We start from the raw sequence: 15,269 nt of genomic DNA on the forward strand, positions 1-15,269 counted from the left end.
TTTCCAAGTGAGAAATGTTAGTCTACTAAGCAATTAACCCTTTTTTACTAACAGTCGCACTTATTACTTGAACTCAGTAAATTAAAAGGAGGGATCATGGGAAAACAGTACAATAAAGTTGAAAAAAGACGTCGCCGGAAAAACAGAATTGGACGAATCAAGGAAAGAATCAAAGCTGCCAAGAAAGGCAAATAATTTGATCTAAAATGAAGACAGTGAACTTTTAAAAAAATCGATGTAGGTCAAAAATGTCCGGAGGACTTTTTGACATTTGAGTTGCGATCCCTGTCAATTAGGTCTTTGACCCTAAGTGACCTACGTTTTTCATCATCAAATTCTGCGGAGGGTCGAGAGGCCGAACTAATGACCTTATCTAAAAATGAAAACTGAGAATTTTGACAAAAATCCGTGGGATTGGACCAAAGCCAGGCATCTACTTAACCGGGCAGGCTTTGGGGGCAAGCCTTCTGAGATCGAGTTGCTTGATAAAATCGGACTCGACTCGGGTTTAAAGAAGCTGTTTGATTTTAAAAGCCGATCTTTGGAAACTCCGGATTGGCTGTCAGAATACGATCGGTTTTCACTCCGGGGAATCAGGGATTTGTCAGAAGAGGAGCGCCGCGAGTTGAATCGCTTAAACCGGCAGAGGATTCATGAATTTCAGGTAGGGTGGATCAAACGGATGATCGAATCCCCCAAACCATCCGACATGTTGTGGGAGAAGATGACATTTTTTTGGCATGGTCATTTTGCTACCGGGGTGCAGAAAGTACGGATGCCCCCGCTTCTTTTTACGCAGCTCGGACTTTTTCACGAAAACGCTGTCGGTAGTTTTAAAGACTTGTTGCACGGCATTTCCCGCGATCCGGCAATGCTACGTTATCTTGACAATAACCAAAATCGTCGGGGCAAGCCGAATGAGAATTTCGCCCGCGAGCTGATGGAGTTGTTTTCATTAGGCCCGGGAAATTATACCGAAACGGATGTCAAAGAAGCTGCGCGGGCGTTTACTGGCTGGACAAATGACCCGTTTAATTTTCGAATTCGATTCCGGCAGCACGATCACGGCAAGAAAACTTTTTTAGGCCACACCGGCAATTTTAACGGTGAGGATATTGTCAACATTAGTTTAGACCAACCTGCCTGTGCGGAATTTATCGCCCGCAAGATTTTAAATTTTTTCTCCTTTGAAAATATCTCCGGCAAAAAAGTTCAAACATTCGCTGATGAATTTCGCAATCATGATTACCAAATCGAACCATTGCTCAAAAAGATTTTTTCACACAAAGATTTCTATGCTGCAAAAGTAATTGGCACCCAAATTAAAAGCCCGATTCAACTTATGGTTGGAACAGCCAGAACACTCGACCTTAAAATAAATAATGATGAGTTTGTGCTCTACACCTTAAATTTGATGGGGCAGGTGCCTTATTTTCCGCCAAATGTAAAAGGCTGGCCGGGCGGAAAATCCTGGATTGATATATCCCGACTGCTAACCCGATATACTTTTGCCGAAATCATCGGAAGAGGTAAAATCCCCCGCGAAATAGATCCGCGCTCGAGCCGCGATTTTGGTCCCCGTAAGAAAAAAGATCGAAAGAGAGCAAAAGGTGCATTTGGCAGAAACATGCGCGACAGAGATTTTACTATTGAATTCGACCCGGGCAAGCTTTTGTCAGGCCAGAATTCCCCCGATGCAATTTTAAAAAGATTAACCGATGTTTTGCTCGCTCAAAATCTCACAGATGACGAGCGTCAAATGCTTCTGACGAATTATAAAAATAATTTGAACACAATGAACCGCAAGCAGGCTCAAAAAAACCTCATCGGCGATATCATGGGTTTGCCGGCTTATCAATTGTGTTAGTTGATCAAATTGATGGTGAAAAAATGGCTGAGCAAGTTAAAAAACTTTTGACCCGCCGCGAGTTTTTAAGAAAAGGACTGACGTTGGCGACCGCGACTGCCACCGTACCCACCTTTTTGGCGAAAACCGCTTTTTCAATTGAGAATCCCTATGACTCTGCTCTTGTCAGCAGCAAACCGGGAATCCCGGATGAACGGGTGCTGGTAGTGGTGCAGCTTAGCGGCGGCAACGACGGGATCAATACGGTCATTCCATACAAAAACGATATTTATTACCGCCTGCGTCCATCTCTGGCGATTGCAAAGGATAAAGTTTTGGATTTGAATGGCGAGCTTGGATTTCACCCGGGTCTTGCCGGAATGAAAAGTTTATACGACGATGGAAAGCTGGCGATTGTTCAGGGAGTCGGGTACCCGAATCCGGATCGCTCTCATTTTCGGTCCATGGAGATTTGGCAATCGGGAGTAGCGGAAAGTTTTGAAACAACCGGCTGGGTCGGCCGATTGTTCGATCACACTTGCAGCAACTCACATTTAGAAGAATGCAGTCCCACACTTGGCGTCAGTGTGGGCAGTACCTTAAATCCTGCTCTGCGAGGGCAAAGTGGAGCCGGGGTTGCAGTACAAGATCCCGAACAATTGTACCGCATGACGCAGCTTTATTCATCATCACATTCAAATTTACTCGACTTTGACGCTTCTCCAAAAGAAGAAGAATCGATGCTGAATTTTCTCCGCCGCACCGCAATGAATGCAGTGCTCAGCGCTGACCGAATCCGCAGCTCTGTTCGCAAAGTTCAAAATCATACCGATTACCCGCGAAATCAGTTTGCGCAGGGACTAAAATTGATGGCCGGGATGATTGCCGGCGGATTGGACACCCGAGTCTACTACATTTCTTTGACCGGATTTGACACCCACGCCAATCAGGCTAATTTGCATGAAAGACTCCTGCAAACACTCGCCGAAGGAATTGCCGCTTTTCAAACTGATCTTGAAAATCTGGGTCAAGCTGAACGGGTTTTGGGAATGACTTTTTCCGAATTCGGACGGCGGGTTGCAGAAAATGGCAGCCGCGGCACAGATCACGGCAAGGCAGCGCCCATGTTTATTTTTGGCTTGCCGGTAAAACCCGGCTTTGTCGGCGAGCATCCAGATTTGGAAGACCTTTACGACGGCGACTTGAAATTACATACGGACTTTCGTTCGGTTTATGCTGCGGTTCTCGAGGACTGGTTAAAAGTGGACTCGGAAGCGATCTTGGGCAGGAAATTTGATAAAGTAAAAATTGTTTAATGACTGCATTGATTTTTTTACGAAGGAAAGTCTCTTCTGCCGATAATCTTGAAAAGCTGAATTTTGAAAGTGAAGCGATTGAAGAAAACGATTAAAATAAATGGTTTGATTTTAGTGCTGCTTTTAGCAGGCAGTTCAAGCAATTGGCCGAAAAATGTCTATAGTCAGAACGCCACTTACAATCTGAGCGAGAGCTTTTCTGATACTTTGTCCGAAGCGGATTGGAACGAAGAGACTTATTATCGAATTGAGATGTTACGGTTGGAACGGTGGATTCTGAAAAATACGAAAAAATTCAGTGATCCAATACTTCTGAAAGAAATCACTCGCCTTAAAAAGGAAGCTGAAAATTTTGCCAAGACAAAGGATTTTCAAATGGCCAACTTGTGGTTGGAAACAATTTGGGATCTGCTGCAACCGGATGACGGCGCAGCTTTAGTACCATCGGAAGATGATTCCTATTTGCTGAACGGCCTAGGTGAGCTTTCTCTAAAACCGGCCAATAAATTTAACTGGTCCCGAGAACTGAGTACTGGCGTTGATGTCTGGCATTGGCGGCAGGAGATTAATCTCGGAACTATACCGACAGATGTTGCTTTGCTAGCGTCTGCATCGGTTGACAGTACGATTCTTGAAAGCAACGGCAACCCATTTACGGGGGTAAGATTTAAATTCGACTATGGAACGGGATTTAGAAACTCAATTCAAAGTATGGTTTTTCTCAAATACAGCCGCGATTATGTTTCCGGCGAAGTCAATGCCAAAATTGCTAAACCGATAGGAACTAAATCTTCATGGCGGTTTGAGAATCGTTTTCAGGGCACGTCCTATTTTCGCGGTTTCGGCATTAATAAATTTTGGCAGAACACTTCATTGCTGCTGTTCAAGATTCAACCCTCGCGATTGTTTTCATTCGATTTCGGAGATGAATTCATTTTGAGACGATATGACCATAAAAATGAAAACAACAATGAAGATGAAAGCTACCCGGATTATTTTAACAATACCTTTCGCACCGCCATAAGATTAAACTTTGGTTTTGGATCTTTTTTACAGGCTGGTTACAGAAATGTCCAACGCAACCACTCTGTATCTAAAAAAAGGGATTATCGGGAGAATAGAATTTCGTTGAGTTTGTTACAGGCAACCAGCAGAAGTTTTAGCCTGAACTTGGAAAACGATTTAAGACTGCGGGACTACACGAATTTCCAGCCTGATTCATTGTCGCTCTATAATGATTTTTGGGAGAACAATTTAACCGGAGATATTAGGTTAGATTTTACCCGGAGAGTCGGGACAGAGGTTAGAGGCACCATAACAAAGCGGGACTACAAGATCGTTAGTGAAAGTTTACCTGATTACTTATTTTGGGAAGTTGAACCCAAATTTATTTTTAATATCGATCAGGAATGGCGAATTGGTTTTGGTATTTACTATGCTCTGCAGAATCACCAGAAATCTTATTCCTTTGCGGATTATTATAAAGTCGGACCTGTTATTACCTTGGAATTGTTCCAAATTAATGGTGTCCTGTTAAGTTTACGAGAATCTTTCACACTTGAACGGTTCCCTAATATCCAAACTGACTCTAGTAGAAATTCCGACCCAAATGACAGCAGTCTGATCAATTTTTACTCCGACCGCAACTCAAATTCGCTTTCCTTATTCCTCACCTGGAATGTTTCCTCAAGATGGCAACTGAATATCCTCGCCAACCTCGATGATGACCGTCACAGAGATGACAGCGGAGATTCACAGAACACATTGGTGGGACTAGATCTGACCTACTCCTTTTAAACTTCCCGTAAACTCTAATTTTGCTTCTGAAACATCTATAGAAATTCACCGTTAACTTGGGTTATACAGTTGAAATTCTTAATCGGAGGACCCAATCTTGGAAAAAGGTAAAGGTAATTTACTGCTTGGCGGCTTGCTTGTTTTGGTCGGGCTGGCTTATCTGCTAAACAATTTAGACATTATTTTTATAGAAAACGAAGTGACTGTCTCAATGACTTTTTTAGCCATTGGCGCTTATTTGTTTTTTAAATTTGTTAAAACGAAGGCGATGGGATTTTTGATTACGGGAGCCATATTTACTTTCATCGGGCTGGTGATTTGGCTGGAATCAATTCCAGGATTTGATGATCAGTACATCGGCGTTATTGTTCTCTGGACTGCGGCTGCGTTATTTGGTTACGGGTTTCTCAGAAACAGCGAAAATTGGGGGTTTTTAATTCCGGCCGGTATTTTATTTACCATTGGAAGTATGGTTTGGCTTGATATGATTTTGTATAACGATGACGTATTGGGAAGTATCTTTTTTCTGGGTCTTGGGTCGACGTTCGGATTTCTTTATTTAATAAGAAACGAAAAGAACAAACTTGATTGGACTAAAGTGCCGGCGCTGTGCCTGATTGTTTTTTCCGGGTTTTTGTTTTTGGTAACCTCGGATTCATTAATAACGGACATGTTTTTCCCAGTTGTGCTTATTCTTTTGGGCGGGTATTTGGTTTATAACGCTACCAAACAGAAATCCTTTGTGAAACAGGCTAACAACAGTTAACCAAAATATTTCTTCCTCTCTTTAAAAAGGCCCTGAACGATTTTCGGGGCCTTTTTTATTTGTTCTAAATGTGGCTTGACATTTTGAAGAATATTTAATACAATTTGACCACTTTATTCGCATTGTCGGTAAAGTAGGCAATGTTATATTTTTTTTTAAACCAAACTGTTGCAGATGAAGGATAAGAAATATATTGTACTAAACGGATTCGGGAAAAATCAACCCTACCTGATAGCTGATATTTGCAGCGCCGTCACTGATTCAAAACTCAATATTGTTGCCGTCGAGCAGAATGCCGTGCACGGGGTTTTTACCATATTTATGGTTATGGAACCTCTCAATTCGGGAGACTCGCCGGAGGATGCTTGTCACCGTTTGAAAGAAAATGCCGGGACTCTGCCCCTGGAACTAAACATCGATTTGGTGGAGGGCACAACGGCTCTCAAGTCCGTTGAAAAAGACTTGCAGGTGTTTACAATCATCGGGCGGGATAAAGTTGGTATTTTGAAAGCGATCACCAACACATTGGCAAATTTTAGAGTTAACATTGAGCGCATGCACCATCTCGCCAGGGGTGAGTTGGTGGCGCTGGAAATGATGGTAGATGCATCTGAGTTAAGAGATTTGTCGGTCCTGAAAGAAGTGATTCAGCGCACTTGCGACGAAGTTGGATTTGACACCATCATCCAACCGGACACGCCCTTTCGCCAGCGCCGCCGCATGGTCGTTTTTGACATGGACAGGACAATCATTGAGGGCGAAATAATTGATGAGCTGGCCAAAGCCGCGAATGTCGGTCTCAAGGTCTCTAAAATAACCAGTAAAGCCATGGCCGGCGAAATTGAATTTAAGGAAGCTCTCATAGAGCGGGTACGGCTTTTAGCTGGCTTGCCGGTTTCGGTTCTGAAAGAAGTAGCCGATGGAATACAACTTTCTTCCGGAGCTCATGAATTGATCGCAACTTTAAAAACCATGGGGTTTAAGTTGGCGCTCATTTCGGGTGGATTCAAATTTTTTACCGATCATTTAAAAGATCACCTCGGTTTTGATTATACTTTTGCCAATGATTTGGAAGTCAAAGATGGCGTTCTAACCGGTAAAATAAAAGGTCGAATTATTGATCGGGAAGCTAAGGGGGCCATCGTCCGCGATCTGGCAAAAAAAGAGGGTCTTTCCCGAGAAGAAATCGTTGCGGTGGGGGACGGCGCCAACGATGAAATTATGTTAAAAAACGCAGGATTTGGGATTGCATTTAATGCAAGTGAGCTGCTTAAGAAAGTGGCCGACGGGCGGATTACTCACTCTAACCTTCTTGGCTTGCTTTATTGCCTGGGTGCCACTGATCGAGCCGTCGAGAACAATCGGTAACAACTCTCTCCAGCTTTCTAATGAAAAGTTCTAAACAAAAACTCCTCTCTCAAATTCCCCAGGTCGATCAAATTCTAAAGCATTCTGAGTTACAACCCTTTATTTTAAAGTTTTCCCATGAATTCGTGCTTCAAAATGTTCAAACAGTAACGGAACAATATAGAGCAGAGCTGCTGGCAAAAGAGTCTTCAAATAATTCTTCCCGCGAATCAATTACAAATCAAATTTTGAGTAGAAGCTTGTCAAGAATGCAGAACTTCCTCCGTCCAAGTTTGCAAAGAGCAATAAATGGTACCGGCATTATATTGCACACAGGCTTAGGGAGGGCTCCCCTAACAAAAGAAGCAAAAGAAAATTTAGCCAAAGTTGCTGACGGATACTCTAATTTAGAAATGGATTTGGAAAGCGGAAAACGGGGCGAAAGAAATTTCCATGTGGAGGACTTGCTCCGTTATCTCACCGGCGCCGAAGCAGCTTGTGTGGTTAATAACAATGCAGCAGCCGTCCTTTTAACTTTGAATACTTTGTCTTTTCGCAAAGAAGCCGTTATTTCACGCGGCCAGCTTGTCGAGATCGGCGGCTCTTTCCGGATTCCCGAAGTGATGGAAAAGAGCGGCACAAAAATGGTTGAGGTTGGGACGACCAATAAAACTCATTTGAAAGATTATGAAAAGGCCATCTCCGGCAAGACCGGGGTAATTTGCGTCGTTCATCCCTCTAACTTTCGAGTGAAAGGATTTACTACCGAGGTGAGTTTTTCAGAGCTGGTAAGCTTAGGAGAAAAACATAACATCCCGGTTATTTATGATTTGGGCGGCGGCGTATTGGTTGATTTGAGAAAATATAATTTACCCTACGAGCCCGTCGTTGCCGAAAGTGTGGCTTCGGGGGTCGATGTCGTTACGTTCAGCGGCGACAAAGTTTTAGGAGGACCACAAGCAGGCATTATTGTTGGCAAAAAGAAATACATCGACAAAATAAAATCAAATCCACTCATGAGAGCCTTGCGGTGTGATAAACTCATTTATGCCGCTCTTGAACCCACGCTCCGCCTTTACTTAAATGAAGACGCCTTGCTAAAGGAAAACTACGTCCTGAAAATGCTTCTCGAACCGATGGAGAATTTAAATAAAAAAGCAAAAGAATTGAGTAGTAAACTCGATAGGATTAAAACTTCATGTCAATTCAAAATTGAAGACACGAATATTGAAATAGGCAGCGGTGCCATGCCCTTGGAAGAACTTCCAAGTAAAGCGATAAGTTTGTGCATGGATTCTATTTCCACGGAAACACTTGCAAAAAATTTTCGGTGCCATTCGCCGCCGATAATTGGTTATATTCGCAATAATCGATTGTTTTTCGATCTGCGCACTATTTTTGAAGATGAGCACGCAATCTTCTTCGAAGCCTGCCAGAAAATCCTGACTTCGAATTAAGCTTTTTTATTTGATTCTCCCTATCCTTAAGACTTTCTTTGAATTAAGAAATAAGCCAGATAAATTTTTTTAAATAAAATTTATTTTAAAGTATTTTGCTTTCCGTTTGCTTACCAGAACACACTTCCTTCACGAGAAAAGTTAGTATCTAAATGCAATAATATTAAACGTTTAAATGACACTCGAAATAATAGTCGTTTTGGCGCTCGTTGTCATCGCCATTTTTTTATTTGCTACCGAATTCTTTCCGATCGATCTGGTGCGCTTATTATTATGGCGACGCTTTTGGGCAGCGGCATCATTTCACCGGCGGAGGGGCTTTCCGGGTTCAGCAATCCGGCGACTGTAACCGTCGCGGCCATGTTTGTTTTCAACGCCGGCCTCTCCAAAACCGGCGCGGTCATCTTTATTGGAAAAATTCTGACCTGCTTGGCAAGCGAAATTTTTGGCTGGCTTTAATCACCATTATGCTAACTGTTGGCGTTGTCTCGGCATTCATAAATAATACCGCGGCTGTGGCGATTTTTTTACCCATTGTTCTTGGGGTTGCCCGCGACATGAACACAAGCGCTTCAAGGTTGTTAATGCCCTTATCTTTTGCTTCCATGTTCGGGGGCGTCTGCACGCTCATTGGCACATCCACAAATATTCTGGTCAGCTCAATTGCCCAAGACTACGGTCAGCCAGCTTTGGGTCTGTTTGAATTCTCAGCGCTTGGACTCGTTTTTTTTGGCGTTGGCATTCTATACATGTTTACATTCGGCGTTCGACTGATTCCGTAGCGTAGAACGCAGGCAGAATTGACCCAAAAGTTCGGCATGGGGGATTATCTAACCGACATCGTTTTAAAACCCGAGGCGAAGTCCGTCGGCAAATCTTTACTTGAAGCCCTTTGGTTCATGATCTCGATATTGCTATTATCGGCGTGTATCGGGATAAAATGCCCCTGATTGTCCCGCTGCCGCAACTGATTCTGCAAGGGAACGACAATGTTGCGGGTTCGCTGCAATGTTGAAAAAATTAGGAAATTGCAGGAGAGAGAAGGTATCGTACTGAAAGCCGGAATGAAATGGCGGGATCAGGATTTTGAATCTGATTTGGCCGTGCTTGTAGAAGCCGTCGTTGCGCCAAACTCTGTTCTTGAAGGCAAAACTTGCAAGAGTGTGAAATTCCGCAATACTTTTGGCGCCATTGTGCTGGCAATTCGCCACAGCGGCACCGTTAGGCGGGAAAATGTTGGCCGGACGTGCCTGCGCGCCAGCGATGCGCTCCTTGTTGAAGTCAGAAGAAATCGTCTGGAGCAGCTCAAACAACACCAGGCCTTTGTGGTTGTTTCTGAAATCGACTTTCCCATCTTTCGCAAAAAGTAAAATTATTCCCGCTTTAACAATTCTATTTGGGGTGGTTCTAACCGCTGCGCTGAATATTTTACCGATTGTGGTAAGTGCAATCATCGGATGTACTTTGCTCATTTTGACCAAATGTATAGACCTCGAGGAAACCTATCAGGCCATCCAGTGGAACGTGATTCTGCTGCTGGCCGGCGTCCTAACTCTCGGCGTTGCACTCGAGAAAACAGGGGCAGCTTATTTGATATCCGATCTTCTCATTTCGATTGTCGGTAATTGGCGGCCGGTGGCTTTGGTGTCAGCTCTGTTTTTTCTAACCATGATGCTGACGAGTGTGATGTCAAATGCAGCAACTGCTGCTTTACTGGCGCCAATCGCCATTGTTGCCGCAAATTCGCTGGCAGTAAGCTCACGCCCATTTCTTATGGCTGTGACATTCGCCGCCTCGCTAAGTTTTATGACACCAGTCGGCTATCAAACCAACACACTGATCTATGGCGCCGGAAAATATAAGTTTGTAGATTTTCTGCGGGTTGGTACACCATTAAATATTTTGTTTTGGCTTATCGCTACTTTTCTCATTCCAAGAATTTGGCCGTTTTAATGGCTACTAAACTACTCATCTTTCGCCACTCCTGATCTTTCCAAAAGAGCATGAAAAAGCTATAAGTAGCCCCAAAAATTACAATTTTAAAATTTTCTTTTCACAAATTTAACTTGACATTTTATGTTTTGTTTTCTATATTCAACGTTCGAATTAGCACTCTTTAACGGTGAGTGCTAATAAAAATCTAAACTTATATGGAGGTTTATAAATGAACATTAAGCCGTTGGGTGATCGCGTGATCATCGAAGCTATGGAACCTGAGGAAAAGAAACAGGGCGGAATCATCATTCCCGATACTGCTAAAGAAAAGCCTCAGGAAGGCGAAGTTGTCGCCGTTGGACCGGGAAAAGTAAATGAAGCCGGGAACAAGGTTGCTATGGAAGTTAAAAAAGGTGACAAAGTCCTTTACGGAAAATACTCCGGCACGGATGTTACTGTTGATGGTAACGATTATTTAATTATGAAAGAAAGCGATATTTTAGCAATTATATAATTTTAACACAACTAATCCCGAAATAAGCAAGGAGGTATTTTAAATATGTCTTCAAAAATAATCGATTTTGGTTCGGACGCCCGCTCTTCGTTGAAAAAGGGTCTCGATCAGCTCTCTGAAGCTGTAAAGGTCACTTTAGGGCCAAAAGGTAGAAACGTCATCATTGATAAAAAATTTGGTGCACCAACCATAACAAAAGATGGTGTTACGGTTGCCAAAGAAGTTGAATTGGAAGACCCCATTGAAAATATGGGTGCTCAAATGGTTAAAGAAGTTGCTTCTAAAACCAGCGATATTGCCGGTGACGGAACGACAACCGCGACCATTTTAGCTCAATCTATTTTTAACGAAGGATTGAAAAACGTAACTGCAGGCTCAAATCCAACTCATTTGAAGCGCGGCATTGACAAAGCAGTGAAGGCCGTTGTTGAAGAGCTTCAGAAGCTCAGTAAACCGGTTGGCGGCAAAGCTGAAATTGGCCAGGTCGGCTCTATTTCGGCGAACAACGACGTGTCTATCGGTGACTTGATCGCGGAAGCAATGGAAAAAGTTGGTAAAGACGGCGTTATCACTGTTGAAGAAGCCAAGAGCACGGAAACAAACCTCGAAGTCGTTGAGGGTATGCAGTTTGACCGCGGTTATCTGTCTCCTTATTTTGTAACCAATCCCGACTCAATGGAAGTTGAATTGGAAGAGCCGATGATCCTCATTCACGACAAGAAAATCAGTGTCATGAAAGACTTGCTGCCAATCCTGGAAAAAGTTGCCCAGACGGGCAAACCCTTCCTTATCATTTCCGAGGATATCGAGGGTGAAGCTCTTGCAACTTTAGTTGTGAATAAACTTCGCGGCACTTTGAAGGTTGCAGCGGTTAAAGCCCCTGGCTTTGGCGATCGCCGTAAGGAAATGCTGGAGGACATTGCCGTTTTAACCGGTGGCCGTGTTATTTCTGAAGATGCAGGCTTTAAGTTAGAAAATGCTGCAACGACTGATTTAGGAAAAGCCAAGCGAGTCACCATCGATAAAGATGACACAACTATTGTCGAAGGTGGCGGAAATACCGGTGATATCAAAGGCAGAATTAATCAAATCAAGAAGCAAGTCGAGAACTCGACTTCTGATTACGACAAGGAAAAATTACAGGAACGTCTGGCGAAGTTAGCCGGCGGGGTTGCAGTGCTGAAAATCGGTGCTGCTACTGAAATCGAAATGAAAGAGAAGAAGGCCAGAGTGGAAGACGCCCTGCACGCGACTCGCGCCGCAGTTGAGGAAGGTATCGTTCCCGGTGGCGGTGTCGCTTTTATACGTTGCCTGAAGATGCTGGACGGTCTCAAATTAAAGGGCGATGAAAAAATAGGCGCTGAAATCGTTCGTCGCGCTCTCGAAGAGCCCCTTCGCCAAATAGCGAATAATGCCGGCCACGAGGGTTCGATAGTCGTTCAAAAGGTTAAAGAAAGCAATGATACGAATTTCGGATTTAATGCCGAGACCGAAGAATATGGTGATATGATCAAGGACGGTGTGATCGATCCGACAAAGGTAACTCGTGTCGCATTGGAAAATGCAGGTAGTGTTGCGGGCTTGTTGCTCATGACCGAAACTACGATTGTCGATAAACCGGAACCTGAGAAGCCGATGCCTGCCATGCCTCCGGGCGGCGGCGGCGGAATGTACTAAAAATCCATTCCTAATTTTAATTTTATCAAATCTGGCCGTCTGTCACTCGATAGACGGCCTTTTTTTATTCTTGACAAAGAATCGCAATTTTAATATATTTGTTCGAGTCTGGAAATTAGAGACTTGCAGTCATTTTTTCACCAATGTTAAAAGGACTCCATTTTCTTTATTCCGAATAAATAATGGCAAAAGACGTCATAAAACTAAAGAACATGACCTTTCATGCCTACCACGGTGTTTGGGATGAAGAAAGGGAAATCGGTCAGCGATTTGAGGTAGACGCGGAGCTTAAAGTAGATGCTCAGGAAGCTGCGAAGTTTGATAAGTTAAAGAACACGGTTGATCTTTATGCAGTCTTTGAAGTGGTCGAGCAGATTATCTTGAACGGTAAGTTTCTACTTTTGGAAACGATGGCTGAAAAAGTCGCACAAGCAATTCTTGAAAAATTCTCAGTGAGTGAAGTCTTGGTGCGGGTTCGTAAACCGCATGCGCCAATTCGCGGTATTCAGGATGGAATCGAAGTTGAAATTGTCCGTTCCCATTAAGGAATGATTCATAAAAATATATTTTTAGGCTTGGGCTCGAATGTTGGCGACCGGTTAGTGAATTTAGAGAGCGCTATTGAAAAGCTCAATGAGCTGCCCGGAACAACGGTCTTAGCTTGTTCATCTGTTTACGAATCAGCGCCGCTCGGATATCTTGCTCAAAATGATTTTTTAAACATGGTTGCCCAGGTTTCCACCAAATTCTTTCCGGAGCAGTTTTTTAAAAACACCCTGAAAATTGAGGATGATTTGGGCCGAACCAGAAAAATTCGTTGGGGACCCAGAACCATCGACATTGATATTCTTTATTGGGGAGATTCGGTCATAAGCACCGATAGTTTAAATATCCCTCACCCGGAAGCCGAAAATCGCGGATTTGTTTTGTTACCACTGAGCGAGATTGCTGCGGATTTTCTACTGCCGCCAAACGGTTACCGTATCGGTGAGGTTCTTGAAAATATAGTGGATGAAACTAAAATCGAACTGTATCGAACGAAAGAACAATACGCTTTCAATTAAGTTACGAGGTAATATGTGCGTCTCCAGTATATCGCAATTGAAGGAGTTATCGGGGTAGGGAAGACCAGTTTAACAAAGAAATTGTCAGATCACTTTGGCGGTAGAATATTGCTTGAGCAGCACGAAGAGAACCCTTTTCTCAAAGATTTTTATAACAATCCACGGCAATTTGCATTTCCAGTACAGCTTTTTTTTCTGTTGAGTCGTTACCGCCAGCAGCAGGAGATCCCTCAAAGAGAACTCTTTCAGGATTTACTCGTTACCGATTATATGTTTGCCAAAGATCGCATCTTCGCTTCGTTGAATTTGGAAGACCGGGAACTAATCCTTTACGACAAGGTTGCTTTGATGCTTGAACGGGACATTCTGAAACCGGACCTGGCTATTTACCTGCAGTCAAACACCGAGCGGCTAATGTCCAACATCAGGAAACGCAACCGCAATTATGAAAAGACCATAACCAGTGAATACATTCGTTCGCTTAATGAAGGGTATAACCGGTTTTTTTTAAATTATAGCGACTCCCCTCTTTTAATCGTGAACTCCACAGAAATTGATTTTGTGAATAAAGAGGAAGACTTTGAAGATTTAATTCATCAGATCGCCAGACCGATTTCAGGCACACAGTATTATTCACCAGCGAAAAGGTAAGGTATGTCCTTGTTTCGATTAATCTTTCTCGGTTTTTTACTTTATTTTGCTTATAAGCTGCTTTCCGGAGTGTTTAGATTGTTTACACCCAGAGATAAGCAAGAAGTAAAAGGAAAAAGTAAGAAACCACCTCTGGATTTAGGCAATGCCGATGTCGAGGACGTTGATTTTAAGGACATCGAATAAGTGACAGTCCTTCCCCCCCAATTCTACATTTTTCCTTTCGTTAATTTTTAATATGAAGAGTCTACTTTCTGTCCTCATTTTTTCTTCCACATTTTTTTTTGCTTCCGATATAAAAGCACAAGAAAGTGGTTCATCTTTCAATCAAAACTTTGAAAAAAAATCAGTTGAGGATTCAACAAGAAATACAAAATTAAAGACGAAATCTCCCAAGGGCGCAATGATCAGATCCCTGATGTTTCCCGGTTTGGGACAATTTTATAATGAACAATACATTAAGGCCGCCATTGTACTTGCCGGACAAGGGACTCTGATTGGATTTACGTTTTATTACAATAACAGAGCCAGCAAGAGTACCACTCCTTTAGAAAAAGAATTTTACCAGGACCGCCGGAATTTAATGTACTGGTGGATTGGTGCTGCCACTCTGCTGAGTATGTTGGATGCTTACATCGATGCCCATTTATACGATTTTGATACCGGCCCGGATTTGGCAATTCGAATCGGCGCACTAAATGATTCCTTCGGGGCAGACGGCGTGGATTTTGGTTTTTCTTTGCGCGCAGAATTTTGAATTTTAGGCAATTTAAGTTGATTAAGAAAGTTTAATTCTTTATTTTATGACCCATAAATTGAACTTATCCCGGAGGGGAGAATAAGTTATGAATGCAAACGGTAGTGAACGCGGACTCTGGTCATCAAAGATGGGGTTTATT

The 15,269-nt window shown here is 43.0% G+C and carries 13 protein-coding genes and 1 pseudogene; all 14 read left to right on the forward strand.

Annotated elements, in window-relative coordinates; all coding sequences use genetic code 11:
* Nucleotides 1-379: 379 nt before the first annotated feature.
* The 14 genes and pseudogenes from IH879_08680 (at nt 380) to IH879_08745 (ending at nt 15,127) form a co-directional block, all read left to right on the forward strand.
* Nucleotides 380-1,867 carry a DUF1800 domain-containing protein gene (locus IH879_08680; protein MCH7675014.1) on the forward strand — a complete coding sequence of 496 codons (1,488 nt, stop codon included), beginning with the start codon at nt 380-382 and terminating at the stop codon, nt 1,865-1,867.
* Nucleotides 1,868-1,890: 23 nt separating this feature from the next.
* Nucleotides 1,891-3,162: a DUF1501 domain-containing protein gene (locus IH879_08685; GenBank protein MCH7675015.1), complete on the forward strand. Its 1,272-nt coding sequence runs from the start codon at nt 1,891-1,893 to the stop codon at nt 3,160-3,162.
* A gap of 78 nt (nt 3,163-3,240) precedes the next feature.
* Complete coding sequence (locus IH879_08690; protein ID MCH7675016.1) at nt 3,241-4,959, forward strand: hypothetical protein; 1,719 nt, start codon at nt 3,241-3,243, stop codon at nt 4,957-4,959.
* A gap of 97 nt (nt 4,960-5,056) precedes the next feature.
* The gene (locus IH879_08695; protein MCH7675017.1) at nt 5,057-5,725 is read left to right on the forward strand and encodes a hypothetical protein; all 669 of its coding nucleotides are present in this window, start codon (nt 5,057-5,059) and stop codon (nt 5,723-5,725) included.
* A 174-nt stretch (nt 5,726-5,899) separates the two neighbouring features.
* On the forward strand, nt 5,900-7,093 hold the full coding sequence (serB, locus tag IH879_08700) for a phosphoserine phosphatase SerB (GenBank protein ID MCH7675018.1): 1,194 nt from the start codon (nt 5,900-5,902) through the stop codon (nt 7,091-7,093).
* A gap of 20 nt (nt 7,094-7,113) precedes the next feature.
* A complete protein-coding gene (locus IH879_08705) occupies nt 7,114-8,529 on the forward strand; it encodes an L-seryl-tRNA(Sec) selenium transferase (GenBank protein MCH7675019.1) in 1,416 nt (471 codons plus the stop codon).
* A gap of 175 nt (nt 8,530-8,704) precedes the next feature.
* A pseudogene (locus IH879_08710) lies at nt 8,705-10,482 on the forward strand (SLC13 family permease).
* A gap of 211 nt (nt 10,483-10,693) precedes the next feature.
* Nucleotides 10,694-10,978, forward strand: coding sequence for a co-chaperone GroES (gene groES / locus IH879_08715; GenBank protein MCH7675020.1), 285 nt, complete (start codon nt 10,694-10,696; stop codon nt 10,976-10,978).
* A 45-nt stretch (nt 10,979-11,023) separates the two neighbouring features.
* The gene (gene groL, locus IH879_08720) at nt 11,024-12,655 is read left to right on the forward strand and encodes a chaperonin GroEL (protein ID MCH7675021.1); all 1,632 of its coding nucleotides are present in this window, start codon (nt 11,024-11,026) and stop codon (nt 12,653-12,655) included.
* Nucleotides 12,656-12,837: 182 nt separating this feature from the next.
* Nucleotides 12,838-13,200, forward strand: a complete 363-nt coding sequence (folB, locus tag IH879_08725; protein ID MCH7675022.1) for a dihydroneopterin aldolase — start codon at nt 12,838-12,840, stop codon at nt 13,198-13,200.
* Nucleotides 13,201-13,203: 3 nt separating this feature from the next.
* Nucleotides 13,204-13,719, forward strand: a complete 516-nt coding sequence (gene folK, locus IH879_08730) for a 2-amino-4-hydroxy-6-hydroxymethyldihydropteridine diphosphokinase (GenBank protein MCH7675023.1) — start codon at nt 13,204-13,206, stop codon at nt 13,717-13,719.
* 15 nt (nt 13,720-13,734) lie between these two features.
* Nucleotides 13,735-14,370 carry a deoxynucleoside kinase gene (locus tag IH879_08735; GenBank protein MCH7675024.1) on the forward strand — a complete coding sequence of 212 codons (636 nt, stop codon included), beginning with the start codon at nt 13,735-13,737 and terminating at the stop codon, nt 14,368-14,370.
* 9 nt (nt 14,371-14,379) lie between these two features.
* Nucleotides 14,380-14,556: a hypothetical protein gene (locus IH879_08740; protein MCH7675025.1), complete on the forward strand. Its 177-nt coding sequence runs from the start codon at nt 14,380-14,382 to the stop codon at nt 14,554-14,556.
* A 217-nt stretch (nt 14,557-14,773) separates the two neighbouring features.
* Nucleotides 14,774-15,127: a hypothetical protein gene (locus IH879_08745; GenBank protein MCH7675026.1), complete on the forward strand. Its 354-nt coding sequence runs from the start codon at nt 14,774-14,776 to the stop codon at nt 15,125-15,127.
* Nucleotides 15,128-15,269: the final 142 nt, after the last annotated feature.

The sequence above is a fragment of the candidate division KSB1 bacterium genome (genome assembly GCA_022562085.1).
Lineage (GTDB): Bacteria > Zhuqueibacterota > Zhuqueibacteria > Oceanimicrobiales > Oceanimicrobiaceae > Oceanimicrobium.